This window comes from Mesorhizobium sp. B3-1-9, from assembly GCF_006439595.1.
In the GTDB taxonomy this organism is placed as follows: domain Bacteria; phylum Pseudomonadota; class Alphaproteobacteria; order Rhizobiales; family Rhizobiaceae; genus Mesorhizobium.
This window is the reverse complement of record NZ_VFTJ01000003.1, coordinates 316,386-342,050: the sequence shown is the minus strand read 5'-3', so window position 1 is coordinate 342,050 and position 25,665 is coordinate 316,386. Positions and strand designations below refer to the sequence as shown.

At 64.6% G+C, this 25,665-nt stretch carries 25 protein-coding genes; 16 read left to right on the top strand and 9 right to left on the bottom strand.

The window, feature by feature from the left end:
- Window positions 1–14 precede the first annotated feature (14 nt).
- From FJW07_RS07885 to FJW07_RS07875, 3 genes are all read right to left on the bottom strand, one after another.
- On the bottom strand, window positions 15–1,448 hold the full coding sequence (locus tag FJW07_RS07885; protein WP_140855595.1) for an aldehyde dehydrogenase family protein: 1,434 nt from the start codon (window positions 1,446–1,448) through the stop codon (window positions 15–17).
- Window positions 1,449–1,608: 160 nt separating this feature from the next.
- The gene (locus FJW07_RS07880) at window positions 1,609–1,992 is read right to left on the bottom strand and encodes an ACT domain-containing protein (protein ID WP_140855761.1); all 384 of its coding nucleotides are present in this window, start codon (window positions 1,990–1,992) and stop codon (window positions 1,609–1,611) included.
- A gap of 29 nt (window positions 1,993–2,021) precedes the next feature.
- Window positions 2,022–2,486, bottom strand: a complete 465-nt coding sequence (locus FJW07_RS07875; protein WP_140855593.1) for a GNAT family N-acetyltransferase — start codon at window positions 2,484–2,486, stop codon at window positions 2,022–2,024.
- 346 nt (window positions 2,487–2,832) lie between these two features.
- Here FJW07_RS07875 and FJW07_RS07870 point away from each other — a divergent pair, with 346 nt between their 5' ends.
- Window positions 2,833–3,894: a YeiH family protein gene (locus FJW07_RS07870; protein WP_246680704.1), complete on the top strand. Its 1,062-nt coding sequence runs from the start codon at window positions 2,833–2,835 to the stop codon at window positions 3,892–3,894.
- A gap of 25 nt (window positions 3,895–3,919) precedes the next feature.
- Here FJW07_RS07870 and FJW07_RS07865 read toward each other — a convergent pair whose 3' ends face one another.
- Window positions 3,920–4,441 (bottom strand): GAF domain-containing protein, encoded by a 522-nt coding sequence (locus tag FJW07_RS07865; protein WP_140659758.1) that lies wholly within the window; start codon window positions 4,439–4,441, stop codon window positions 3,920–3,922.
- Between the two features lie 90 nt (window positions 4,442–4,531).
- Here FJW07_RS07865 and FJW07_RS07860 point away from each other — a divergent pair, with 90 nt between their 5' ends.
- The 8 genes from FJW07_RS07860 to FJW07_RS07825 all read left to right on the top strand — a co-directional run bounded on the left by FJW07_RS07860 (window position 4,532) and on the right by FJW07_RS07825 (window position 13,089).
- Window positions 4,532–4,960, top strand: a complete 429-nt coding sequence (locus FJW07_RS07860; protein WP_140855589.1) for an NUDIX domain-containing protein — start codon at window positions 4,532–4,534, stop codon at window positions 4,958–4,960.
- Window positions 4,957–5,934 (top strand): GlxA family transcriptional regulator, encoded by a 978-nt coding sequence (locus FJW07_RS07855; protein WP_140855587.1) that lies wholly within the window; start codon window positions 4,957–4,959, stop codon window positions 5,932–5,934. Before FJW07_RS07860 ends, FJW07_RS07855 begins: the two co-directional genes overlap by 4 nt.
- A 122-nt stretch (window positions 5,935–6,056) precedes the next feature.
- Window positions 6,057–7,361, top strand: a complete 1,305-nt coding sequence (locus tag FJW07_RS07850; RefSeq protein ID WP_140855585.1) for a Xaa-Pro peptidase family protein — start codon at window positions 6,057–6,059, stop codon at window positions 7,359–7,361.
- Window positions 7,358–7,621, top strand: coding sequence for a hypothetical protein (locus FJW07_RS07845; protein WP_140855584.1), 264 nt, complete (start codon window positions 7,358–7,360; stop codon window positions 7,619–7,621). The genes FJW07_RS07850 and FJW07_RS07845 overlap by 4 nt, the downstream gene beginning before the upstream one ends.
- A gap of 8 nt (window positions 7,622–7,629) precedes the next feature.
- Window positions 7,630–8,307: an isochorismatase family protein gene (locus FJW07_RS07840; protein ID WP_140855583.1), complete on the top strand. Its 678-nt coding sequence runs from the start codon at window positions 7,630–7,632 to the stop codon at window positions 8,305–8,307.
- Between the two features lie 5 nt (window positions 8,308–8,312).
- Complete coding sequence (locus FJW07_RS07835) at window positions 8,313–9,356, top strand: alpha/beta hydrolase (protein ID WP_140855581.1); 1,044 nt, start codon at window positions 8,313–8,315, stop codon at window positions 9,354–9,356.
- Window positions 9,357–9,618: 262 nt separating this feature from the next.
- A complete protein-coding gene (locus FJW07_RS07830; protein WP_140855579.1) occupies window positions 9,619–11,259 on the top strand; it encodes an ABC transporter substrate-binding protein in 1,641 nt (546 codons plus the stop codon).
- A 132-nt stretch (window positions 11,260–11,391) separates the two neighbouring features.
- Window positions 11,392–13,089, top strand: a complete 1,698-nt coding sequence (locus FJW07_RS07825) for a tetratricopeptide repeat protein (protein ID WP_140855577.1) — start codon at window positions 11,392–11,394, stop codon at window positions 13,087–13,089.
- Window positions 13,090–13,113: 24 nt separating this feature from the next.
- Here the strand turns inward: FJW07_RS07825 and FJW07_RS07820 are convergent, their stop codons facing one another.
- Both FJW07_RS07820 and FJW07_RS07815 read right to left on the bottom strand, forming a co-directional pair.
- The gene (locus FJW07_RS07820; RefSeq protein WP_140855576.1) at window positions 13,114–14,010 is read right to left on the bottom strand and encodes a hypothetical protein; all 897 of its coding nucleotides are present in this window, start codon (window positions 14,008–14,010) and stop codon (window positions 13,114–13,116) included.
- A 35-nt stretch (window positions 14,011–14,045) separates the two neighbouring features.
- Window positions 14,046–14,828, bottom strand: coding sequence for a hypothetical protein (locus FJW07_RS07815; protein WP_140641295.1), 783 nt, complete (start codon window positions 14,826–14,828; stop codon window positions 14,046–14,048).
- Window positions 14,829–14,977: 149 nt separating this feature from the next.
- Here FJW07_RS07815 and FJW07_RS07810 point away from each other — a divergent pair, with 149 nt between their 5' ends.
- From FJW07_RS07810 to FJW07_RS07785, 6 genes are read left to right on the top strand one after another with little or no spacing between them, the layout of a single operon-like run.
- Complete coding sequence (locus FJW07_RS07810) at window positions 14,978–15,604, top strand: DUF4129 domain-containing protein (RefSeq protein WP_246680703.1); 627 nt, start codon at window positions 14,978–14,980, stop codon at window positions 15,602–15,604.
- On the top strand, window positions 15,601–16,815 hold the full coding sequence (locus tag FJW07_RS07805) for a DUF4350 domain-containing protein (RefSeq protein WP_140855572.1): 1,215 nt from the start codon (window positions 15,601–15,603) through the stop codon (window positions 16,813–16,815). Before FJW07_RS07810 ends, FJW07_RS07805 begins: the two co-directional genes overlap by 4 nt.
- Entirely contained in the window at window positions 16,802–17,758 is a 957-nt protein-coding gene (locus FJW07_RS07800) for a MoxR family ATPase (protein ID WP_140855570.1), read from the top strand. The genes FJW07_RS07805 and FJW07_RS07800 overlap by 14 nt, the downstream gene beginning before the upstream one ends.
- Window positions 17,755–19,059, top strand: a complete 1,305-nt coding sequence (locus tag FJW07_RS07795) for a DUF58 domain-containing protein (RefSeq protein WP_140855568.1) — start codon at window positions 17,755–17,757, stop codon at window positions 19,057–19,059. The genes FJW07_RS07800 and FJW07_RS07795 overlap by 4 nt, the downstream gene beginning before the upstream one ends.
- Window positions 19,056–20,072 carry a stage II sporulation protein M gene (locus FJW07_RS07790; RefSeq protein ID WP_140855566.1) on the top strand — a complete coding sequence of 339 codons (1,017 nt, stop codon included), beginning with the start codon at window positions 19,056–19,058 and terminating at the stop codon, window positions 20,070–20,072. Before FJW07_RS07795 ends, FJW07_RS07790 begins: the two co-directional genes overlap by 4 nt.
- Window positions 20,059–20,937: an RDD family protein gene (locus tag FJW07_RS07785; protein ID WP_140855564.1), complete on the top strand. Its 879-nt coding sequence runs from the start codon at window positions 20,059–20,061 to the stop codon at window positions 20,935–20,937. Before FJW07_RS07790 ends, FJW07_RS07785 begins: the two co-directional genes overlap by 14 nt.
- 15 nt (window positions 20,938–20,952) lie before the next feature.
- Here the strand turns inward: FJW07_RS07785 and FJW07_RS07780 are convergent, their stop codons facing one another.
- Entirely contained in the window at window positions 20,953–21,639 is a 687-nt protein-coding gene (locus tag FJW07_RS07780; RefSeq protein ID WP_140656358.1) for a D-lyxose/D-mannose family sugar isomerase, read from the bottom strand.
- A gap of 202 nt (window positions 21,640–21,841) precedes the next feature.
- Between FJW07_RS07780 and FJW07_RS07775 the strand changes: the two genes are divergently transcribed.
- The gene (locus FJW07_RS07775; RefSeq protein ID WP_140855562.1) at window positions 21,842–22,900 is read left to right on the top strand and encodes a D-TA family PLP-dependent enzyme; all 1,059 of its coding nucleotides are present in this window, start codon (window positions 21,842–21,844) and stop codon (window positions 22,898–22,900) included.
- A 27-nt stretch (window positions 22,901–22,927) separates the two neighbouring features.
- Here the strand turns inward: FJW07_RS07775 and FJW07_RS07770 are convergent, their stop codons facing one another.
- The gene (locus tag FJW07_RS07770; protein ID WP_140656364.1) at window positions 22,928–23,686 is read right to left on the bottom strand and encodes a heme ABC transporter permease; all 759 of its coding nucleotides are present in this window, start codon (window positions 23,684–23,686) and stop codon (window positions 22,928–22,930) included.
- A 106-nt stretch (window positions 23,687–23,792) separates the two neighbouring features.
- On the bottom strand, window positions 23,793–25,562 hold the full coding sequence (locus FJW07_RS07765) for a glucan ABC transporter ATP-binding protein/ permease (RefSeq protein ID WP_140641275.1): 1,770 nt from the start codon (window positions 25,560–25,562) through the stop codon (window positions 23,793–23,795).
- Window positions 25,563–25,665 lie beyond the last annotated feature (103 nt).

Sequence of the window (25,665 nt, the reverse complement as noted above, 5' to 3'; positions counted from 1 at the left end):
TCGACCCGTGATGCCTACTCCGCCGCCTCGTAACCGGCGATGCCCTTGATCTCGAGGAAATCCTCCAGGCCGTATTCGGCATATTCGCGGCCATTGCCGGACTGCTTGTAGCCGCCGAAAGGCAGGCCCGCATCCCAGGTCGGGTAGTTGATGTAGACATTGCCGGAGCGCATGCGGGCAGCCACGTCGCGCGCCTTCTCGATGTCCTTGGCCTGGATGTAGGAGGCAAGGCCGTAGACGGTGTCGTTGGCCTGCTCGACCGCCTGCTCCACCGTGTCGTAAGGCATGATCGACAGAACCGGCCCGAAGATTTCCTCGCTGGCGATGCGCATGTCGTGCGTGACATTGGCGAAGACGGTCGGGCGGACATAGTAGCCGCGGTTGAGCTCGGCCGGGCGGCCGGGGCCGCCGGCCACCAGCGTGGCGCCCTCGTCGATGCCGCTCTGGATCAAAGCTTGAATCTTGTCGAACTGTATCTGGCTGACCACCGGGCCGAGTTTGGACGCGGGAGCGTCGGCCGGACCGACGGTGAATTTCTCCGCCGCCTTCTTCGCATAGCCGGCCGCCTCGTCGTGGCGGTCGCGCGGCACAAACATGCGGGTCGGCGCGTTGCAGGACTGGCCGCTGTTGCCGAAGCAGCCGGCGACGCCCTTGGTGACGGCCCGCTCCAGATCGACATCGGGGAACAGGATGTTGGCCGACTTGCCGCCGAGTTCCTGATGCACGCGCTTGACCGTGTCGGCCGCCGCCTTGGCGACCAGGATGCCGGCGCGGGTCGAACCGGTGAAGGACATCATGTCGACATCCGGATGGCTGGCCAACGCCTGGCCGACGCCCGGACCGTCACCGTTGACGAGGTTGAAGACGCCCTTCGGCACGCCGGCCTCGTCGATGATCTCGGCGAAGATGATGGCGTCGAGCGGCGCGATCTCCGACGGCTTGAGCACCATTGTGCAGCCGGCGGCAAGCGCGGGACCGACCTTGCAGGTGATCTGGTTCAGCGGCCAGTTCCACGGTGTGATCAGGCCGACGACGCCGATCGGCTCCTTGACGATGAGCGCCGAGCCCTTGACGTGGCGGAACTGGAAGCTCTTCAGCACCTCGGCCATCTTTTCCAGATGCGCCTGGCCGACCCCGACCTGGCTGTCCAGCGCCATCTGACGCGGCGCGCCCATCTCGCGCGAAACGGCGAGGGCAAGGTCCTTGCTGCGCTTCTTGTAGACTTCGATGACGCGGTGGAGGATATCGAGCCGTTCCTCGACCGAGGTGAAGCCGAAAGTGGCGAAAGCGCGCTTGGCGGCGGCCACCGCCTTGTCGACATCGGCCCTGGAGCCGAGTGAAATCTGGGCGAAAGTGTCTTCGTTCGAGGGGTCGATGACGTCGAGAGTGTTCGGCACCACGGGATCGACCCAGGCGCCGTCGATATAGAATTGCAGATCGTGTGACATGGTTTCGCTCCCTGCGGGCCGCTTTTGGTCGATTGTGGTGAGGTGGTCGTCGTATATCGCCAGAAATAACGATGCGACATGTGCTCTGTCAAACGCAAGCTTGAAGTGTTTGAGCCAGCGCGTCAGGCGTTGCGCCAGAGCGAATGCCGCCGTCACAGAGTTAGAACAGTGTGTGTCCTGCTTCGCCCAGCAACCGGATCGCCGCGGCCCCGTCCGAGGCCTTCACCAACAGGTGGTCGCCGTCGAAGGTAGAGACGACGAAGATGCCCAGAGCATTTTCCGACAGCGGTCTGATTACCGACAGCACGATGCCGGTTTCGCCGAAGGCAAATGGGCCTTCGAATTTGAAGGCGACCCAGTTGTTGTCCTGCCTGACGGCAGCCGGGACACGCTCCTGCAAACAGGCGATCGACAGTTCGTCATCCGTCCTGCTGATGCTGACGAAGCCTGGTCCGTCTGCCCAGTCAGGAATAGTTTCTCCAGCTTCAAGCCGTGCAATCGCATAAAGACCGGGAAGTTGCTTCAATCTGATCCGGGCAGGCATTCGTCGAATTCCGTCTCTGGTTGCCGTGGTCATGGAAGGCTCTTGCTCATATAGACCGTCGTGCCGTCCATGAACGGCTCCTCACGATCGATGGCATAGCCGAGCCTTTTGTACAGCGACACATTTGTCACGAAGGCACTGTTGGTCAGCAGGCGAAGCTCGCGAAGGCCTGCTTCAACGGCTTTGCGCTCGGCGCTGTCGAGCAGCTTGCGCCCGATGCTCCTGCCCTGCGCCTCGGGAGCCACGGCGACATTCTCGATCCAGATATGATCGTCACGCGCAATGGTTTCGATCAGGCCGATGATGCGGCCGTTCTCGATGGCGAGCTCGAACCGATGCTCGCGGATGGCCTTGTCGTAATCGGCGCGCATCGGCAAGGGCTCGCGGCCGATCACCGGCACCCATTTGGCGTAGGCTTCGCGCACGACGGCCTTGACTGCCGCGGCGTCCGCCGGCTCGGCCGGCCGAAACTCCAGGGAAGAGACGACGCTCATTCAGACACTCCAAAATGCAAAAAACCCGCCGATCGTTGCGATGGGCGGGGCTGGGACGGACGAACCGGGTGACTTGCTAGCCGGCCTTTGTCTTCACGCAATCAGCTTGCCGCTCCTTCGAACGGCGGCGTCGCTGCGGATTTGCGAAAAAGGCGATCATGACCGGAAATTGGACCGGGAGCCGAGACGCTGTCAAGCCGGCAGCGTCGACACGGCAGGCACCTCGCCCGATCCGGCGAACCTCTCCCGCATCGTTCGTAAAAATCGATCATTATAACCCGAATAATTCGTTGGAAAGATTGGTTCTGGAATGGCATTCCGGCTGCGAAGCGCCTGGAGAATTGAATTGTCCTTCCTCCCCGCCACCGCGAACGATCTTCCAAATCGCCTGAACTCGGCCAACGCCGAGCGCAAGCGCCCTGCCCCAACCTCGATCTCAATCGGCGTCGTGCCGGGACTGGTGCTGGTGGCGATGATCACCAGTGTCGCCTACTCTGCGCGCGGTTTCTCCGGCCTCACCTTATTCAGCCCGATGATCCTGGCGGTCGTCGCCGGCATGGTCTATTCCAACGTGCTCGGCCTTCCCGCCCATGCCAAGGCCGGCATCGCCTTTTCGCAAAAGCGCCTGCTGCGCTTCGCCATCGTGCTGCTGGGTTTCCAGCTCACGCTCGGCCAGGTAGCGGGCATCGGCCTTGGCGGCGTCGGCATCGTCGCCGCCACGCTCGGCGCCACCTTCCTCTTCACCATCACGCTCGGCCGGCTGATCGGCGTCGACCGGAAGCTCGCGCAACTCATCGCCGCCGGCACCTCGATCTGCGGCGCCTCGGCGATCGTCGCCACCAACATCGTCACCGATGCGCGCGACGAGGACGTCACCTACGCCGTTGCCGCGATCACGCTGTTCGGAACCGTCGCCATGCTCGGCTTTCCGCTGCTGGCGCCGGTTCTTGGGCTCGATCAGCACGCATTCGGTCTGTGGGCGGGAGCCTCGATCCACGAGGTGGCGCAGGTGATCGGCGCCGGCTTCCAGAACGGCACGCTCTCCGGCGAGACCGCGACCGTCGCCAAGCTGACGCGGGTCGCCATGCTGGCGCCGATGGTGATCGCGCTCGGCCTGATGGCGCGCCGCGGCAGCACCGACGCATCCGGCGCAAAGCCGCCGATGCCCTGGTTCGTGGCCGCTTTCGTCGCGATCGTGGCGTTGAACAGCCTGGTCGCGATCCCGGCCCAGTTCCACTCGGTGATCGCTTTAGCCGCGCAGATCATGCTGACCATGGGGCTCGCCGCCATGGGCCTTCAGGCCGATATTTCCGAGCTGCGCTCGCGCGGCCTGCGGCCACTGATGCTGGCCTTCTCGGCGTTCATCTTCATCGCGGGCTTCAGCCTGGTGCTGGTGAGGTTCGCCTGAGGCAGGCCGGGGCCGGCCTCACCTCTCAGTCTTCGTCTTCGTCTTCGTCATTGTCCTCGAACTCACATGCCGCGACATAGATCGCGGCGAGTTTCTCGATGCCGGCCTGGTCTTCCTTGTCGAAGCGGCCGGGCAGCGGGCTGTCGAGGTCGAGCACGCCGAACGCGCCTTCAGCGTCGCGCAAAAGCACCACCAGCTCGGAACGCGAATCGGCATCGCAGGCGATGTGGCCGGGAAATTCGTTGACGTCCTTGACCAGCATCGACATGTCGAGCTCGATGGCCTTGCCGCAGACGCCCTTGCCGACGGCGATGCGAACGCAAGCGGGTTTGCCCTGGAAGGGCCCGAGCACCAGCTCGTCCTCGGAGGCGAGGAAATAGAAGCCGGCCCAGTTGAGACCGGGCACCATCTGATAGATCAGCGCCGCCGTGTTGGCGGCATTGGCGACGGAATCGCCCTCGCCTTCCAGCAGCGCTTTCAATTGCGTGGCCAACTCCTTGTAGAAGGCCGGCTTGTTGCTTGTGTCGATTGCCGTTGCCGCGAACATCGTTTGATCTCTCCGTTGCAAGCCGGCCGCGCGGCCGGCTACAGTTCACCTCTCTGTGCCACCAAAACCGCCGTCGGGAAACAGCCTATCGTGACCTCCAGTCATTCCAGATCAGCGAGGGCCAGGACGATCCGCATCGCCGCCGCTGTCATCCGCGACGACGGCGGCAGGCTGCTTCTGGTGCGCAAGCGCGGTACCAGCGCCTTCATGCAGGCCGGCGGCAAGATCGAGCCGGGCGAGTTGCCGGCCGCCGCCCTTGCGCGCGAATTGCGCGAGGAGCTGGGCGTTGCCGTCGATCCGGCCGAGGCCTTCCATCTCGGTTCCTTCTCGGCGCCCGCCGCCAATGAGCCTGACGCCCGCGTCGAGGCCGAGCTGTTCGAACTCTCCTTCACCGGCGAGCCAGTCCCGGCGGCAGAGATCGAGGAGATGATCTGGCTGAACCCGGAGCTGGCGAGCGGCATGGAACTCGCGCCGCTCACAGCCCATATCGTGCTGCCGCGCTACGGCCGTCAGCCATGAGTTCACGCAACCAGCCAAAACAGGCGGCGGGCGGAGCGCCTTTGACCTTCGCGGTGCTGGTCTTTCCCGGCTTTCCAATGATGGCGTTTTCTTCCGTCATCGAGCCGCTGCGCGCGGCCAACGTGCTTGCCAGGCGCGAATGCTACCGCTGGGTGATCGTCGGCGCAGACTGGGGCACGGTCGAGGCCTCCAACGGCGTCGTCATCCAGCCGGGCTTCTGCGCCTCCGACGCGCCGAAGGTCGACCGCATCGTCGTCTGCTCGGGCGGCGATGCCGACCATGTCGTGGCCGACGAGGCGATGAGCTGGATCCGCAAAAGCCTGCGCGGCGGCGCGCATATCGGCGCTGTTGCCGACGCCGCCTTCTTCCTCGCCCGCGCCGGCCTGCTCGACGGCCATGCCTGCACCTTGCACTGGACCAGCCAGGCCGCCTTCAGCGAGGCTTTTCCGGATATCGAGCTTCGGCGCGATCTCTTCGTCATCGACCGCAAGCGCTTCACCTCGGCCGGCGGCGTCGGCAGCCTCGACATGATGCTGGAGATCATCACGCGCGACTGTGGCGCCGAGATTGCGGCGGGCGTCGCCGAATGGTTCGTGCACTCGCCCTTGCGCTCCAGCGTCGACCGCAAGCTGATGCCGCTCAGGCTGCGCACCGGCGTCCAGAACGAGCTGGTGCTATCGGCCATCGCCATCATGGAGGACGCTGTGGAAGAGCGGCTCGGCATGGCGGAGCTGGCGGCAAGGCTCGGCGTGTCGTCCGACAAGCTCGAGCGCAATTTCCGCGCCGAACTGGATGTGTCGCCCAACGGATACTACCGGCGGCTGCGGCTGAAGCGCGCGGCCGACCTGTTGGCGCATTCGACGCTGATGGTGCGCGATGTCGCGCTGGCGTGCGGGTTTGCGTCGATGTCGAGCTTTGCGAGGGCGTTTCGCGAGGAGCATGGACACGCGCCGAAGGCGATGCGGCGGCATTAGTTGGAATGGTGCGGCTCTACGTTTCCTTCGTCGTTGGTGCGGCATTCGGCACGACATCTGCGGGAATCCGCACACACTTTGCGTGACGCATAGCTCATGTTCTCCGCATCAGGAGACCCCGCATGAGCATCGTCGTTTTCGACCCCGACAGCACCGAGGATGTGGACTTCAAGGACCGCATGCGCCATCCGGCCGCGGCCGATCCGGCCGGCGGCATGTGGCTCTCCGACACCGAGCCGTCCTTCATCGATGCCGACGCGCTACGCAAGGGACGGCTCGCCAAGCTGCGCGGCTGGATGCGCGAGGCGGGCTATGGCGGCATCGTGCTGTTCGACCCTTACAACCAGCGCTATGCCACCGGCTCGCGCAACATGTTCGGCTATTTCCTGCGCAACTCGACGCGGTACTTCTTCATCCCGACCGAAGGGCCGATCGTGCTGTTCGAATATCCGCAGAGCTACCACGTCTCCATGGTGCTCGACACGATCGACGAGGCGCGGCCTTCCAAGCTGGTCTGGTCGTCGGTCTCGGGTCGCGATGACGAGACCGCCGGACCGTTCGCCGACGAGATCACCGAGCTGTTGAAGAAGCATGGCGGCGAATCGATGAAGCTCGGCCTCGACCGCTGCAGCCATCTCCAGGCGCTGGCCCTGGAAAGGCGCGGCTGCGAGGTCAAGGACTGCCAGGGCGAGATCCTGGCGGTGCGCGCGGTGAAGACGCCAGAGGAAGTGAAGTGCCTGCTGGCCTCGATGGCCGGCGCCGAGGCCGCGGTGGCGGCAGTGCGCGAGGCGATCAAGCCCGGCGTTTCGGAGAACGAGCTGTTCGCCATCATGTATGGCGAGGTGATCCGGCAAGGCGGCGAGTTCATCGAGACCCGGTTGCTCACCTCGGGACAGCGCACCAATCCATGGTTCAACGAGGCGAGCGGCCGCAAGATCAGGCCGGGCGAGTTGTTGGCGCTCGATACCGACACGATCGGCTGCTACGGCTATTATTCCGACTTCTCGCGCACCTTCCGCTGCGGCCCGGGCAAGCCGACGCCCTATCAGAAATCGCTCTACCGCATGGCGCACGACCAGGTGCAGCACAATATCGCAATCGTGAAGCCCGGCATGGCGTTCCGCGAGATTGCCGAGAAGGCGTGGAAAATCCCCGATCGCTTCGTCGACCAGCGCTACACCTCGGTCATGCACGGCGTCGGCATGCATGGCGAAACGCCTTTCATCGCGCACTCGATGGACTACGAGACCTATGGCCGCGACGGCATCATCGTGCCTGGCATGGTGGTGAGCGTGGAAAGCTATATCGGCGAGAAAGGCGGCCGCGAAGGCGTCAAGCTCGAGGACGAGATCCTGATCACCGAGACCGGCACCGAACTGCTCTCGCGCTTTCCTTATGAGGATGAGTTTCTGGAGCCGCAGCTTTGATGCAGGCAAGCACGATGAGCGCCGGTCCGGCATCGCAAGCCTTGGCGATTGGCCGCAACACCTGTGCCGTCGTCATTCCAGGGCGAAGCAAGGAGCGAAACGACGTGGCGCAGACCCTGGAAGCCATGCCGTTCCGTCTCCGCTTCGCCGCGGTGCGGAATTCTGTTAGGCAGCAATTGACGATCAAGGTAACGGCATGGATTCCAGGGTCTTCGCGACGCCGCTGCGCGGCTGCTTCGCCCTGGAATGATGAAGTTTGAGCATACGCATGAAAACGCCCATTTCCATTCGACGCGGCACGGTGGCCGCGGTGTTCATCGATCTCCAGGAGGAGCATCGCAAGGACAGACGCTATCTGGTCGAGGGGTTTGCCGATATCCTCGCCAATGTGCAGCGCCTGCAAGAGGCGGCGCGGCGCAATTTCGTGCCGCTCCACCACTGGGCCTATATCGTGGATCTTGCCGAGGCGCGGCCTTTCCACCCGGTGGACGAAAGCGGCAAGTCGGCCTTCTCCGACAAGGACGATCCGCTGACGGCGATCTGCCATGAGGTGGCGCCGCAAAACGGCGAAGCCACTCTGGTCAAGCAGGAAGCCAGCGCCTTTGGCAAGAACGATTTCGGGGACAAGCTCAAGGCAGCCGGCATCGAATGGCTGGTGATCGCCGGCGTCTGGACCGAGGCCTGCATCGACGCCACGGTGAAGGACGCGGTGGCGCGAGGCTTTCGCGTGCTGCTGGTCAAGGACGCCTGCGGCAGCGCAAGTGCGGCCATGCATCAGACCGGCGTCCTCAACCTCGCCAACCGGCTCTATGGCGGCGCCGTCGCCAACACGCTCGACGCCTGCCGGCTGATGGCAGGCGACACGGTCAATGTCTGGCAGGTCGAGGGTTCGGTGCCGCTGCGCTTCACCTTCGAGAACGCGGCGCGGCTCTACGCCGAGCTCTGACGACAGTGGCCAGCAACCCAAGCAATTCGGCGAGGCGCGGCAAATATGCCGATCGGCTCGACCCTGAGCTGTGGGACTATATCGACAAGGTCGACAGCTGGTACCCGCCGGAGATCGTGGCCGCGCCGATCGCCGAGCAGCGCGCCGTGTACGACAAAATGTGCGTGGCTTTCCATCAAGGACATCCCGAAGGCGTGACGACCAGCGACGGTCTTGTCGCCACGGCGGCGCATGCCATCCCAGTCCGGCGCTACCGCATGGCGGGCAAGGCGGCAGCGGCGATCGTCGTCTATTATCATGGCGGCGGCTTCGTGCTCGGCGATCTCGCCAGCCATGACGACATCTGTGCCGAAATCTGCGCCGGCACCGGTTTCGAGGTGGTCTCGGCCGACTATCGGCTGGCGCCGGAGCATCTTCATCCAGCTTCCTTCGACGATGCTCTTGCTGTGTTCGAATGGGTCGCCGCGACCAGCACGCTGCCGATCTTGCTTTGTGGCGAGAGCGCCGGCGGCAACCTCGCCGCCGCGGTGGCGCAAGCGACGCGACATCATGCGCGGCATGCCATCGGCCAGATGTTGATCTATCCCGGCCTGGGCGGCGACGGGAGCGGGCGTTCCTATGTCGAGCACGCCGAGGCGCCGCTGCTGACGCTCGCCGACATCGAGTTCTACCGCCGCGTCCGCTCGGCGCCTGGGCAATCGCCTGAGGACCCGACCCTTTCTCCACTCATGGTTCGTGATTTCTCCGGTCTGCCGGCGACGGTGATCGTCACCGCCGAATGCGATCCGCTGTCGTCGGACGGCGAGGCCTATCGCGACCGCATCCTCGCCGCCGGTGGGCAGGCGATGTGGCGCGAGGAGCCGCGGCTGGTGCACAGCTTTCTGCGGGCGCGCCCGACGGTGCCGCGCGCGGCGGCGGCGTTTCGAAGGATTATCAGCGACATTGCAAGGCTGGGTGCCGGTGGCGGAGCGCTAATCTCCCCACTCGTGGGGGAGATGGCCGGCAGGCCAGAGGGGGGCGCGAAGGATCGCGACCCTTCGGTTTCCTAACGTCCGACATCTGCCTGAGAAGACATCTCCAATCCGCTGAGACGTATGGCGGGACAGCGCCCCCCTCTGTCCTACCGGACATCTCCCCCACAAGGGGGGAGATCAGCTGTCCCCTGCGGAACAGCGCACAAGAACTGCGGAAAACCAAACATTTCCCTACGGAAAGCGGACCTATCATCCTTCGCAGGCAATGGCGCTCCGGCGGTCGCATCCGCCCCCGCGCATGGCGTCCCCGGGGCGCTCAACAACAGAGGGAACGACGATGAAGTTCATGCTGACCGACAGAAAACTGCACCCGCGCGCCAGGCCGATCGCCGACGATTTCGGGAAGGGCGCGATCAGCCGGCGCGAATACCTGGCGCTGATGGCCGGCTTTGGCGTCAGCGCCGCCGGCGCGATGGCGCTGGGCGGGATCGCTCCCTCGCCTGCCCGCGCCGCCGAGCCGAAAAAGGGCGGCGTGCTGCGTGTGGCGATGAACGTCAAAGGTTTTAAAGACCCGCGCACCTTCGACGGCGTCGAGATGTCGAATGTCGCGCGTCAGTGCAACGAATATCTGGTGCGCTGGAACACCGACTTTTCTTTCGAGCCCTGGCTGCTGGAAAGCTGGGAAACCAGCGATGACGCCAAGACGATCACGCTTCACGTGCGCAAGGGCATCACCTGGTCGAACGGCGACACTTTCAACGCCGACGATGTGATCCACAACCTCAACCGCTGGTGCGACGCCTCGGTCGCCGGCAATTCGGTTGCCGCGCGCATGGGCGCGCTGGTCAACGCCGACACCAAGAAGCCGGTCGACGGCGGCATCCAGAAGATCGACGACCATACCGTCAAGATCAACCTGCCGAAGCCCGACATCTCGCTGATCGCCGGCATGGCCGATTATCCGGCGCTGATCATGCACCGCTCCTATGAGGGCGATGCCGACCCGAAGAAGGCTTTGGCCATCACCACCGGCCCATGCGAACTGGTGAGCTGGGACGCCGAGACGGGCGCGGAGGTGAAGCGCAAGGACAAACCCTGGTGGAAGGGCGAATTCTATCTCGACGGCATCAAATGGGTCGACTACGGCTCGGACCCCAACGCCATGCTGTCGGCCTTCGAATCCGGCGAGATCGACACCGATCACGAGACCGCTTCGGACGCCGTGTCGCAGACCGACCAGATGGGCCTGCAGAACTCCGAGATCGCCACCGGCTCGACCATCGTCGCGCGCTTCAATGTCTCCAACGCGCCCTATGACGACGTCAAGGTGCGCCGCGCCGCCCAGCTTGCCGTCGACAATGCGGCCGTGCTGAAGCTCGGCATCGACGGTCGCGGAAAACCCGCCGACAACCACCATGTCGGCCCCATGCATCCGGAATTCGCCGATATCGGCCCTGCGGTGCGCGATGTCGATCAGGCCAAGAAGCTGATTTCCGAAGCCGGCAAGGCCGACCACGAATATGAGCTGATCTCGGTCGACATCGAATGGCAAAAGAGTACCGCCGATGCGATCGCGGCGCAAATCCGCGAGGCGGGCCTCAAGGTCAAGCGCACGGTATTGCCGGCCGCGACTTTCTGGAACGACTGGAGCAAATTCCCCTATTCCTGCACCGAATGGCTCGGCCGGCCGCTCGGCGTCCAGGTGCTGGCTTTAGCCTACAAGTCCGGCGCGGCCTGGAATGAAAGCGCCTATGCGAACAAGGAGTTCGACGAACTGCTCGACAGGGCGCTTGCGACGCCCGACGCGGCGGCGCGCAAGGAGATCATGGCCAAGATCGAGACCAATCTGCGCGATTCCGGCATCATCATCCAGCCCTATTGGCGCTCGGTCTACCGCACTTACCGCAAGGGCGTGCAGGGTTGCGAACAGCACCAGGCGCTCGAGCAGCATTTCGAAAAAGTCTGGCTGGAGTCCTGATCCTCCCAGGACCGAGCGGCCGGCGCGGCGTTCAAGGCCGCGCCGGCCGTTTGCTGTTTGCCAAGCCAACGCATTTCGGCACAGAGTGCGCCGACCGGCTGTCCGCCGGGGGAATGCGAGAAGCAGCAAGGCATGGACCACTTCGATCTCGGCACCTATCGCCGCCCCATCTCTACATCCTCGGCGGAAACGCAACGCTGGTTCGATATCGGGCTGAACTGGTGCTACGGCTTCAACCATGAGGAAGGCATCAAATGCTTCGAGAGGGCGCTGGAGACCGATCCCGGCTGCGCCTTCGTGCATTGGGGCATCGCCTATGCCGCCGGGCCTTTCTACAATTTGACCTGGAAGGAACATGGCAAGGCCGAGGCCGACCATGTCGCCAGGCGCTGCTTCGAGCATGCGCGGCTTGCACAAGCCAGCGCGGCCCAAGCAAGCCCCGTCGAGCAGCGGCTGATCGAGGCGCTGGCCGCCCGCTTCCAGCAGCCGCATGGCGTGAGCGCGGCCGAGTTCGAAAAATGGGACGACGCCTTTGCTACTGCCATGCGAAAGGTCTATCGCGACTTTCCAGACGATCATGACGTGATGGCGCTGACGGTCGAGGCGCTGATGATGCGCACGGTGCGGCGCCTGTGGAACCTCAAGACCGGCGCGCCGGCACCGAATTCCGACGTGCTCGAAGCGCTGGAGATCTGCGAACGTTCGATCCGGCTCTCGGACGAGGCAGGTGCCGCGCCGCATCCGGCGGCGCTGCATCTTCACATCCATCTGCTCGAAATGTCGACGCAGCCAGAGCGTGGCACGCGCTCGGCGGAGCGGCTGGGCACGATGTGCCCCGATGCCGGCCACATGAACCATATGCCTGGGCACATTTACGTGCTCTGCGGCGAGTATGAGAAGGCGAAGATCGCCAGCGAGAAGGCGGTGCGCGCCAACGATCTCTACCTCGCTTATGCCGGCGAGCCGACCTATTACCTGCTCGGCTGCTGCCACGACCTGCATCTGATGATGTTCACCTGCATGTTCCTTGGCCAGTACCGCCCTGCCCTGTGGGCGGCCGACAAGGTGCGCAGCCTGGTGACACGCGACGTCGTCAGCATTGCCGGGCGGCCGAAACTGACGCAGACGGTCGAGGGCTACCACGCGATGAAATCGCATGTGCAGGTGCGCTTCGGGCGCTGGCGCGAGATCATCGACGAGCCGATGTACGGCGAGCCAGATCTCTATGTGGTGACCACCGCGCTGCAGCATTACGCCAAGGGCGTGGCGCTTGCGACGCTGCGCGAATTCGCGGCGGCCGAGCGCGAGCGCGAACTATTTAGCCGGCAAATCGACAGCATTGCACCGGAGCGCCGCTTCCTCAGCAACCCGACAAAAGCCTCGCTCGCCGTGGGCGCGGCGTTGCTCGATGGGGAACTCGCCTATCACCAGGGGCGGCATGATGAAGCCTACGAGCATCTGCGCCGCGCGGTCGAGTTCGACGACAATCTCTCCTACACCGAACCATGGGCCTGGATGCACCCGCCGCGCCACGCGCTGGCCGCTCTGCTGCTCGACCAGGGTCACGCCGCGGAGGCCGAGCAGGTCTATCGCGACGATCTGGGCCTGAGCGGCGCCGTGCAGCGCTGCGCCCAGCACCCGGACAATGTCTGGGCGCTGCACGGGCTGGTCGAATGCCTGAAGCGACGCGGCGAGAAAGAGGAATTGCCGGGGCTAAAGGCGAAGCTTGCTGCGGCGCTGGCCAAGGCGGACGTAGCGATCACCTCGTCATGCCTGTGCCGGACGAGAGGGGAGCCCGCCGGCCTACCGCAGCACGACTGCTGCCATTGAGTGGAGTCCTGGCAACCGCTTAATTTATGAAAATATCTGGGACACGTCTTCGAGCGCGCCCCCTTCCTTGACTCTCAGAATTTCGATGTAGCTTGCAGCCATTATTACAGCCGTCAATAGGGAGTCGGCGGCGGTCGTCAGCGTGTCGAACGAAACGAGAAAGGCGACGCCGAGGGGGCGCACCCAATATCTTGATATCTCGATCATCAGAAACGACATGCCGAACATGATGAGCCAAAGCACGGCCAGCAACCATCGACTTCCCTTGGTGAGGTCGCGACTGCGGCGAAGGCTTTTTAGTATATTTGGTTTCAGTATGCCTGGCCTCTCGCGCTCAAGCGCAGGAACGGCAACGAACCAGCGCACCCACAACACAATGCCGGGAATGGAAACGACAGCCGCGCCGGCGATCATGATCCCATCAGTCAGCGGCAAGGGAGTGTGTTTCGGAAACCGGACATAATCGCCTATAGCATGCCAATAAGTTGCTGCGCTGAAATTCAAAACCGCATTGGCAATCAGCCAGACGAGAGCGGCGGAAAGCGCCCGTCTTCCTGCTGCCCCCATGCAATCTTGCAGTGTCGCTTCACGGCCCCGCGAATCTTCCATCACCACAAAGGCGACCGCAAGCTGAAGCATGCCGGCAAGACCTATGCGGCTGACGGCGCGGACGACCTCAAGAGTCCGCGCTTGGTTTGAAGCTGCCGGAATACCATGTTCGGCCAAGCCCCACGACCAGAGCGAAAAAACGGCCGTCGGAAAAATGCTGAGAATCAACACCAGGAAACTGCAAAGAGGCAGATTGCGGCCGATAACCGCGAAGCTCTCACTTAAAATCCGGCCGATCCGAAGTGTTTCAGGGCGAGCCAGCGTCCCCGAAACCACTCTTGTCCCGTCCGATAGGCTGAGCTGCGTTAACAAGTCGGCGATCCCTGTTTGCTGCGCGGAGCGCAGACTTACGAGAATATCTCCGCCAGTTCGTCGATGCTTGCACCTTCCTTCGCCTGGCGCAGTTCGACGTAGCTCACCGCCGTGGCGATCGACAGCACCATCGACACCACGGTCTGCACCAGCGCGGCTCCGATCTCGGCTATGATGCCGCCGAACAGCACAAGAACGAGCAATATTCCCCACTGGATGATCATCGCGATGATGATGAGAATGAGGAACAGGCCGAACAGCGCCCAGCGGCTGCCCTTGGTCAGAACCCGGCTGCGCGACATCGAGCCGAACACGCCCCGCCGCTCCTGGATGAGAACCGGCACCGACATCGACCAGCCGAGCCAGAGGATGATGCCCGGCACGATCAACAGCATCAGGCCGATACCCGCGCCGAGACCGACGAGAAGGCCGATGCCAAGCGTCGGCAGCAGAAAGCGGATCGCAATCTGGATGCAGTCGCCGAAGGACGGGCGCTTGCCGTTGAGGTCCTCGATGGTCGCCCGCACCAGCGCCGACTGCAGCAGCAGCGCGCACACAAAGGAGATCAGCCCGGCGATGATGGTGATGTAGGAATTGCGAAACATGGCGCCCGGGTCGGCCATGGTGGCGGGGTCGCGCTGCATCATTGCGTCGATCTGCGGCTGGGTCCACAGCCTGACGAGCAATGCCGGCAGGCCCGCAAACAAAGCCGCCAAGCCCACGCAAAGTCCGATGTTTCGGCCAATCACGCCGAAGGTGTTGCTGAATACCCTGCCGATCTCGAATCTGCCGGGTTGTCCCAATGTCGCAGTAGTCATGATAATTTCCCCCGAGTCACCACCGTATCCGACCGATGACTTCAAAGTAAATTTGCCAAGGTTGAAGGGCTAAGTCCAGTGCGCTTGCAATTGTCATGGCGTATTGCCAGTGTCGGCCCCGAACCGCAGGTTGCAGGGGGAATGAGCGGGTGACAGCCGCAGCGACGGATGAGGCCGGACGGCTGGCGCAGTTGCACAAGCAACTGCTGGCCGACGATTCGATCCAGTTCGGGCTGCCGACCTATGTGCGGCCCGAGCCTCCCGAATGGCTGAAGCCTGTGCTGGAGGGCCTAACTAAGCTCGGCCCTTACATGATCTATCTGTTCTGGGGCGCGGTAATCATCGGCGTCGCGATCATTGCTTTCCTGCTTTTTCTCGAGGCCAAAGGCGTTGCCTGGCGCCTGCCATGGCGGCGGAAACGCGAAGAAACCGAAGCGAGGGAAGAATGGCGCCCTGACGCGGGGGCCGCCCAGATTCTGCTCTCCGAGGCCGATGCGCTCGCAGCGCGCGGCGAGTTTGACGAGGCGGTGCATCTTCTGTTGCGCCGCAGCGTCGCCGACATAGCCACCCGGCTGCCCAACTTCCTGCGCCCGTCGCTCACCGCGCGCGATATCGCCGCCGCGGGCTCTATCCCCACCCGGCCCCGCGCCGCGTTCAGCGAGATCGCCCGCATCGTCGAGGCGGCCTTGTTTGCCCGCCGTCCCGTCGGCGCCGAGGGCTGGCGGCAGGCGCGCGGCGCCTATGAGCGTTTCGCCTTCCGGGATGCCTGGGCATGAGCGCGCAGCCCGCCGAGACGACCGAGGCGCCGTTCAGCCGCAGAACCCTGTTCTGGGGCATCTTCGCCAGCCTGCTGGCGGCGGCCGGGTTTTTCCTTTTGTCCACTTATGCGCCCGATTTCCGCCAGCCCGAGGGCGGCGCCACGCCGTTTTCGAAGGGTGGCACCGGCTATGCAGGGCTTGTCGAATGGCTGAAGCTCGCCAACGGACAGGCGCCGCCGATGGAGCGCGGCGAGAAGGACCTGGGGTCGCCGCTGGCCTCGACTTTCCTGCTCATCGTCACCATCGCGCCGGGCAGCGACCCGGCCGCGCTCGACCGCATCATCAAGCTGCGCTCCGGCAAGGACACGCTTTTCGTCCTGCCGAAATGGCAGACCTTTCCCTTGTTCAGCCATGACGGCTGGGAGACCAAGGTCGAGCGGCTGCCCAATACTGTTGTCAACGACTGGCTCGGCCGCATCGCCAAAGCCAAGCTCGGCGAGGCGAAGAACACGCTCTCGCAGATCAATATCGCCGGCCGAACGGTGCCCGCGCCGGAGGAACTGCAATGGGTGGCGGACGACCATCCGCTGATCGCGGCGGGCGACGGCAGGGCTATCCTGACCGAGCTCGACAACGAACCCTTCTACATCCTCACCGATCCCGATTTCCTCAACAATGCCGCGCTGAAGGACGAGCAGAAGGCGGCCGCCGCGCTCGACATCATCGCCATGCTGGAGCCCGCCAAGGGAGCCGTCATGTTCGACCTGACGCTGCACGGCATCGGCGGTAACTACGATCTCGCCAAGCTCTTGGTCGAACCGCCTTTCCTGGCGCTGACGCTGTCGGTGCTTGTAGCGGCCGCGCTCGCCTTCCTGCACGGGCTCGGCCGCTTCGGCCCACCGCGCGCGGAGGGACGCGCCATCGCCTTCGGCAAGCGGGCGCTGGTCGACACCACGGCGACGCTTTTGAAGCGCGCCGGGCGGCTGCAGGAGCTTGGCGACCGTTACGCAGCGCTGGTGCGGCAGCGCGCCGGCGCCTTGCTCGGCGCGCCGCACGGGCTGCAGGGCGAAGCGCTCGACCACTGGCTCGATTCCCGCGACAAGGGCGAGACGCATGGCTTCAGCCGGCGCTTCAAGGCCGCGAATGAATCCAACAATTTGGCCGCAATGCATGAAGCAGCCGAACAGCTGCATGACTGGACGGCAAGGAGGCTCGGTGAACGTCGATGAAGTGAAAGCCCTGGCGGGCGCGATCAGGGAAGAAGTCGCGAAAGCGATCACCGGACAGCGCGATACCGTCGACCTGATGCTGACGGCTTTGTTTGCCGGCGGGCATATCCTGCTCGAAGGCCCGCCGGGCACCGCCAAAACCATGACGGCGCGCTGCTTCGCGCAGGCGCTCGGCGTCGCCTATGGCCGTATCCAGTTCACGCCCGACCTGATGCCCGGCGATATCGTCGGCTCCAACATCTACAATTTCCAGACCGGGCAGTTCACGCTGACGCGCGGCCCGATCTTCTGCGATCTTCTGCTTGCCGACGAAATCAACCGCACGCCGCCGAAGACGCAAGCGGCGCTGCTCGAAGCCATGCAGGAGCACGCCGTCACCTTCGACGGCACCACGCATTCGCTCGGCGGTAATTTCATGGTGGTGGCGACGCAGAATCCGATCGAGCATCAGGGCGTCTATCCGCTGCCCGAAGCGCAGCTCGACCGCTTCCTGTTCAAGCACAGGGTGAGCTATCCGGATCTCACGGAAGAGCGCGCCATCATTGTTCATCACGGCGGCGGCTCGGCCTCGCACGATATCGAGCAATACGGCATCAAGGCGCGGACCGACCGCAAGACGCTGGAAGCTGCGCTTGCCACGATCGGCGACGTCACGCTGGTCGACGATGTCGTCGGCTATATCGCGGCGCTTGTGCGCGGCACGCGCGAAAGCCCCGATCTCGAGGTCGGCGCCAGCCCGCGCGCGGGCGCCATGCTGGCGAGAGCCGCGCGCGCCAGGGCGGCGCTCGACGGCCGCAACTATGTCATCCCGGACGACGTCAAGGCGCTGGCCGTGCCGGCGCTGCGCCACCGTGTGGTTCTCTCGCCGGCGGCGCAGATCGACGGGCGGCTGGTCGAGCAGATCGTCTCCGACCTCGTCGACCATACGGAAGCGCCGCGTTGATCTATCCGAGCGGGCGAGCGGTCTGGGCAGCGGCGGCGGGGGCGATCCCCGCCTTCCTGATCGCGCTCGCTTTGCCACATGTCTGGTATCTCGGCCTGTTGTGGATCTGCGTGCTGCTCGCCTTCCTGGCGGTGGACGCGGCCGCGGGCAGAGGCCGCGCCTCGCTCAACGCAACGCTGACGGCGCCGCCGCAGGTGGGTATCGGCGGGCGCTTCATCTTGCACATCGCGGCCGGTGCCGGGGCAAGACTGCGCCGCCTGCAGGCGCGTGTCGGGCACGACCAACGGGTCCAGCCATTGGCCGGCACCGGTGGCGCGCTGCCGGCCAATGGCGGCACGCTCGATCTCGAATTCGAGGCCATCCGCCGCGGCATCGCCAGTTTCGACCGGCTGTGGCTGCGCTGGCAGGGCCCATTCGGGTTGATCTGGAACCAGGTCGTGCTGCCCGTCGACCGCAAGGTTGCGGTGCTGCCCGATGTCAGCAGCGCGCGCGACGAGGCGATAACGCTCTTGCAGCGCTCCGCTCTTGCCGATGGTCATGCGCAGAAGCGCGCCGGCCAGGGCCGCGAGTTCGAAGCGCTGAAGGATTACCAGCCCGGCATGGGCCGGCGCATGATCGACTGGAAGCGCAGCGCCCGCCATGGCAAGCTTTTGGCGCGCGAGTTCCGGATCGAGGAGAACAACAACATCGTTCTGGCCATCGACAGCGGCCGGCTGATGTGCGAGCCGGTCGATGGCGTGCCGAAGGTCGACCGGGCAGTGACGGCGGCGCTCCTGTCGGCCTTCATCGCGCTCAAGGGCGGCGATCTCGTGAGCCTGTTTTCCTTCGATGCCAGGCCGCGCGTCTCCAGCGGCGCGGTGCGCGGCTCGCCGAGCTTCACCATGATCCAGAAGCGCGCCGCCGAGATCGACTATTCGGCCGAGGAGACCAACTTCACCCTGGCGCTGACCACGCTTTCGGCCAAGCTGGACCGGCGCTCGCTGGTCATCGTCTTCACGGATTTCGTCGATCCGATCAGCGCCGAATTGATGCTGCGCACCGTCGGCCGGCTGACAGAGCGGCATCTGGTGCTGTTCATGCTGATGAAAGACGTGGAGCTGGAGACTCTGGCCGACATGGCGCCGGCGGCGCCGGAGGACGTCGCCCGCTCCGTCACCGCCGGCGACCTCCTGCGGCAGCGGCAGGTGGTGATCGGCCGCCTGCGCCTGCTCGGTGCGCATGTCATCGAGGCCGACCATCAGCGGCTCGGCCCGGCGCTGGTCGAGCGCTATATCCAGCTCAAGGAGGAGAACCTCTTATGACGCTGCCGGCCGGCACCGATGCCGTGCGCCAGTCGCTGGCAAGCTTCCGCCAGGAGCGCGAAGCCGACTGGAAAGCCTTCGAGGCGCTGCTGGCGCGCGTCGAGAAGCGTGCGCCGCGCGCGCTCTCGGAAGACGAATTGCTGTCGCTGCCGCTCCTCTACCGCTCGGCGCTGTCCTCGCTTTCGGTGGCGCGCGCGACCTCGCTCGACAGCGCGCTGATCGCCTATCTCGAGGCGCTCTGCCTGCGCGGCTATTTCTATCTCTACGGCGCGCGGCGATCTTTGAGGACCCGCATCGGCGACTTCTTCCTGCACGATTGGCCGGCTGCGATCCGCGATCTGTGGTGCGAGGTGTGGACATCGGTCGGGCTGACGGTGATCGGCGCCATTGCCGGCTATTGGCTGGTCGCTTCCGACAAGCGCTGGTACGACGCCATCATCGCGCCGAGCCTGGCCGGCGGGCGCAACCCGGATTCGTCGGCCGAAACGCTGCGCAGCGTGCTTTACGGCGGCGGCGACCATTTCCTGTCGGGCTTTGCCGCCTATCTCTTCACCCACAACACGCAGGTGTCGATCCTGGCCTTCGCACTTGGTTTTGCCTTCGCGGTGCCGAGCGTGCTGATCATCCTGATGAATGGCTGCATGCTCGGCGCCATTTTCCAGATCTATGCCGCCAAGGGCCTCGGCTTCGAGCTCGGCGGCTGGCTGTCGATCCACGGCACGACCGAACTGTTCGCCATCGCCATCGCGGGCGCGGCTGGCATGCGCATCGGCACCAGCATCGCCTTTCCCGGCGAACTGACCCGCATGGCGGCCGCCGCCCGGGCCGGTCGCGTGGCGGCGACCGCCATGATCGGCGTCACGGTGATGCTGCTTTTTGCCGGACTGCTCGAAGGCATCGGCCGCCAGACGATCACCAGCGACATTGTCCGCTATTCGATCGGCGGCGGCATGCTGGCCTTATGGCTCAGTTATTTCTACCTGTTCCGGATGGTGCGGCATGGCGAGCGCTAGGACAGCGAAGGTCAAGAACCCGGCAGCGCTGATCCGTCCGCTTGTGACGCCGGAAGGCGTCGATCTCAGGGTCAAGCTGGCCGACGCCGGCACGCGCGCTTCGGGCTTCCTGCTCGACGTGGTGATCATCCTCACCGCGGCCGTGGTCGTCTCTCTGGTGATAATCTTTGGCCTGGCGGGCCTCGGCTTCCAGGACGCGCAGCCACTTTTCATCGTCTGGATCATCTTCATCTTCTTCCTGCGCAACGTCTATTTCATCGCCTTCGAAGCGGGACGGCGGGCAGCCACACCGGGCAAGCGCATGGTTGGCGTAAGGGTCGCGTCGCGCAGCGGCGCCGGCCTCACGCTCGACCAGGTCATCGCGCGCAATCTGATCCGCGAGATCGAAGTGTTCCTGCCGCTGTCGATCCTCGCCGCGCGCGCCAGCGCCGATGTCGCCGACACGCTGACGACCATCTTCGGCCTGGTCTGGGCGCTGCTGTTCTCGCTGTTCCCGCTGTTCAACCGCGATCGGCTGAGGATCGGCGACCTGCTCGCCGGCACCTGGGTGGTCGAGGCGCCGAAAGTGGCGCTGCTCGAGGATCTTTCGCGGCGCAAGGATCCGATCGCGGCGCGCTTCCAGTTCAGCCCCGCGCAGCTCGACGCCTACGGCATCGCCGAGTTGCAGAAGCTGGAGGAAGTGCTGCGCCGCGACGACTATTCGGCGCTCAAAGCGGTCGCGGAGACCATCGGCCGCAAGATCGGCGCCAGAGTCGAGCCGATCGATTCAAAGGCTTTTCTCACCGCCTATTACGGCGAACTGCGCGCGCATCTGGAACGCAAGCTGCTGCTCGGGAACCGCAAGGCGGATAAGTACGCTCGGTAGTGAAGCGTCCCTCGCCTACCCCACCCACTTCTCGTAGTCCGACACCAAGAGATGCAGCGGCGCGACGTCCTCGTCGATGTTGGAGAAGCGGCCGATTGGCTCGCGGAAGACGTTGTCGGTGAGGTCGTCATTGACGGTCGAGACCTCGCCGATCAGCACGTCCTTGCCCTCGGCCCAGAAGGCGTGCCAGACGCCGGGCAGGAGCGTCACGCTCTGGCCGGGATCAAGCTTCAGCAGGCCGCCGGCCGGCATCCGGTGGATGGTGCCGTCGACCGGCACAGACACCTCCGCCTTCGGGTCGATGCCGCCGTCGCGATCGTGCATGAAGAGTTCCAGCACCAGCTTGCCGCCGCCGCGGTTGATGATGTCCTCGGCCTTGATGTTGTGTCGATGCATCGGCGACAGCTGGTCCTTGCGCGAGATCATGATCTTTTCGGCATAGAGCATGCCCATGCCGAGCTTCATGTCCTCGTAGCGGCCGTTGCGTACGGTGAACAGGAACAGGCCTAGCTCGTCGAACTTCTCCTGGCCGTAATCGGTGATGTCCCAGCCGAGGCGCGAGGTGAAGATGGCCGAGGAGTCCGCTTTATGCGTCTTCATCTCTTCCGGCGACCAATAGGCGAAGGGTGGCATGATATAGCCGAAGGAGCGGATGAAGGCGTCGGCTTCGCGGATGATGTCGTTGATCTTGGAGCGCTTCATGGTCGTGTTTCCTCCCGGCCGTTGCCTGCTGAAATCTGCCCATCCGAATAGCCCAATGCCCGCCCGCTGTCGACGCAAACTGACGGGTTGGCCCCGTGACATGGGCGGCTTTCGGGGCCATAAACCCAACTGATTTGTTTTAACGCAATGTCTTATCCCGCAGCGGTTGCCGCTCGGAAGACATGCTTTGGACGGTGATCCCATGCCAAGCATAGACGACCTCGACACCCCGGCGATCCTCATCGATGCGGCCCGCGCCGAAGCCAACATCAAAAAGGCGCAGGCGCATGCCGACGCGCATGGATTGAAGCTCAGGCCGCATATCAAGACGCACAAGCTGCCTTACTGGGCAAAGAAGCAGGTGGCGGCGGGCGCCATCGGCATCACCTGCCAGAAGATCGGCGAGGCGGAGGTGATGGCCGATGCCGGGCTGACCGACATTTTCCTGCCCTACAACATCCTCGGCCGCGCCAAGCTGGAGCGGCTGAAGGCGCTGCATGGCCGTGTCACACTGTCGGTGACGGCGGACAGCCACGATACGCTGGAAGGGCTTGCCGCGACCTTTATCGATGCCGGTCATCCGCTGTCCGTGCTGGTCGAGTGCGATACCGGCATGGGCCGTTGCGGCGTGCAGAGCGCCAACGACGCGCTTGCGTTGGCAAAGGTGATCGACAAGGCCAAGGGCCTAAGCTTCGGCGGGCTGATGACCTATCCGGCCGCGGGGCGCGCCGGCGAGGCGGAAGCCTGGCTGAAGACCGCGCGCGACGCGCTTGCCGCGGCGGGACTCGAATGCGAACGCATCTCCAGCGGCGGCACGCCTGACATGTGGCGCTCCGGCGAAGACAGCGTCGTCACCGAATACCGGCCCGGCACCTATATCTATCTCGACCGCTACCAGGTCGCCAAAGGCGTCGGCACGCTGGACGACTGCGCGCTGACGGTGCTTGCCACGGTGGTCAGCCATCCGACTGCGACCCGCGCCATCCTCGACAGCGGCAGCAAGGCGCTGTCTTCAGATACGCTCGGGCTGCCCGAGTTCGGCGAGCTGCTCGGGGTGCCGGGCGCGCGGGTCACCGGATTGAGCGAAGAGCATGGCACCGTGACACTCTCGGACGGCGCGGGCCTTGGCATCGGCCAGCGCGTGCGCGTCGTGCCCGATCATTGCTGCGTGGTGACGAATTTGTTCGACCAGGTGCATCTGATCGACGGCGACAAGGTGCTGGAAACGCTGCCGGTGGCGGCAAGGGGACGGATGGGGTAGCTCCCCTTCTCCCCTTGTGGGAGAAGGTTAAGCCCGCTCCGCCTGTCGCGCTGCGACCCTGCGCATCGCGGTCACGCGGCGGCGGAAAATCTCGGTGCGCATCACCATCAGGTGCAGCGCGAAGAAAAGCACGGTGAAGCCGAGCGCCATCACGGCGAGCGGCCACAGCATCGAGGGATCGATGGTCGGACCGCCGAGGCGGAAGACCGAGGCAGGCTGGTGCAGCGTGTTCCACCAGTCGACCGAGAATTTGATGATCGGGATGTTGATGAAGCCGACCAGGGTGATGATGGCGGCGGCCCAGGCGGCGCGGCCTGCATCATCCAGCGCGCGGGTCAGCGCGATGATGCCGAGATACATCAGGAAAAGCACGAAGACCGAGGTCAGCCGCGCATCCCACACCCACCAGGTGCCCCACATCGGCTTGCCCCAGATGGAGCCGGTGATCAGGGCCAGTGCCGTAAAGGTGGCGCCGATCGGGGCCGCCGATTTCAGCGCCACATCGGCCAGCGGATGACGCCAGACAAGGGTGCCCAGCGCCGCGATCGCCATGATCGTGTAGCACATCATGGCCAGCCAGGCGAAAGGCACGTGGATGTACATGATGCGCACGGTGATGCCCTGCTGGAAATCCTCCGGCGCGGTGAAGCTCATATAGAGGCCGATGGCGAGCAGGATCGCCGCGACCGCCGCCAGCCACGGAATGATCTTGTCCGCCAGCCCGACGAAGCGCGTCGGGTTGGCGAGATCGGTCCAGGCGGCTAGCCGTGAGGTGGTGTCGCTCATGCCGACCTAAATAGACCGGCATGAGGTTTGGGGCAATTGGACGGATGTCGCAGGCGGGAGCGCGCCCTTGCCTTCTCCCCTTGCGGGAGAAGGGGGAGCTCTAGGATTACGCCGCTTCCGTAACCGGACGGCTGAGGCGGCGGACCTCTTCGTCGTTGAGCAGGCCGCCGGCGCGCAGCAGGGAGGCGAAGCGGCCGTTGCGCAGCGACAGTTCGGTGAAGCCACCGGACTCGACCACCTTGCCCTTGTCCATGAAGACGACGAGGTCGGCGTCGCGCACCGTGGTCAGGCGGTGAGCGATGATGAAGGTCGTGCGGTTGCGGCGAAGCTCGTCGATCGCTTCCTTGACGCGGTCCTCGGTTTCCACGTCCAGCGCGCTGGTCGCCTCGTCGAGCACCAGGATCGGCGCGTCCTTCAGCACGGCGCGGGCAATGGCGATACGCTGGCGCTCGCCGCCGGAAAGCTGGCCGCCGCGCTCGCCGACGACGGTGTCGTAGCCGCAGCTCTTGGAGAGGATGAAGTCCTGCGCGGCGGCGGCATTGGCGGCAGCGTGCACCTCGTCATTGCTCGCATCGGCGCGGCCGACGCGGATGTTGTCCTCGATCGAGCGGTTGAGCAGGCCGGCGTCCTGGAAGACGGTGGCGATCGAATGGCGCAGCGACTTGCGGGTCACCGTGCGGGTGTCTACGCCGTCGATCAGGATGCGGCCGCTGGACGGCGTGAAGACGCGCTGCAACAGATTGATGAGCGTCGTCTTGCCGGCGCCGGTGGGACCGACGATGGCGACCGTCTGGCCGGCCTGGACCTCGAACGAGACGTCCTCGATGCCGTGACCGGAATTGGCGAACTCGAAGCTGACGTCCTCGAAGCGCACATGGCCGGTGACGTTGGCGAGCTCGCGCAGGCCATCGGGCTCGACGGTTTCGGCGGCCGAGTCCTCGAGGCGATAGAAGTCCTCGAGCTTGGCGCGCGCCTCGGAAATCTGGGTGGTGAAGGCCGACATCTGGTCGAGACGGGCGATCAGCATTCCGGCAAAGCCAGTGAAGGCGACGACGTCGCCGACGCGGAGCTGGCCCCGGGTAACGAGATAGGCGCCGATCGACAGCACGATCATCATCGAGATGGTCGACGACAGGCGGTTCAGCGCGTTGGCGATCGCCCACCAGTCGAGCACAGGGTTCTGCGCGTCGAGCAGGTCCTTGACGTAACGCTTCAACGTCGCGGTCTCATGACCGATGCGGTTGTAGCTCTGCAGCACGGCGACATTGCTGACGCTGTCGGAGACATGGGCAAAGACGGTGTGGTAGTGGCGCTCGACGGCGGTCTGCCCCGACTTGGTGCGACGCATGACGATGCGGCCGATGCCAACGTAGAGCACGCCGAGGCCGAGCAACACGATGGACATGCGGATATCCATGGCGAGCGCGGTGGGCACCAGCAGCACCAGCGCGATGGCGGTCGAGAGATGCACGCGCATGAATTCGAGCCACAGGCTGAACAGGGTCTCGACGGCGCGCAGCAGCGTGTGCAGCGAATTGGACGTGCCGCGCTGGTGATGCCAGGCGAGCGGCATGGTGATCACGCGCTCGAAGGACTGGCACAGCACTTCGGAGCGGCGGGCATGGGCGAAGCGATCGGCGCCGCGCGCCACCAGCACGAAAGCGACGACGTTGAAGATGCCGAGAGCGGCCCAGACGGCGAGCGTCGAAAACACCGGGCCTTTTTCCGAGATGGCACCAATCACCCGGCCGAGCAGGATCGGCTCGAGGATTGCAATCGCCGCGAGCGCGACATTGGCGCAGCAAATCAGCGCGACGCGCTTCTTGTCGGCCGCCAAATAACCCAGCGCTCTAAAGTAGATCTGCAGAAGTGACACTTCAGCTACTCCGCCAAACTCTTGTCCGTGCTCAATGCCCGTATTGTGCACCGCACCATTTTTTGACACGTATCGGTAAATGTGTCGCGAAACAATGCGTCGT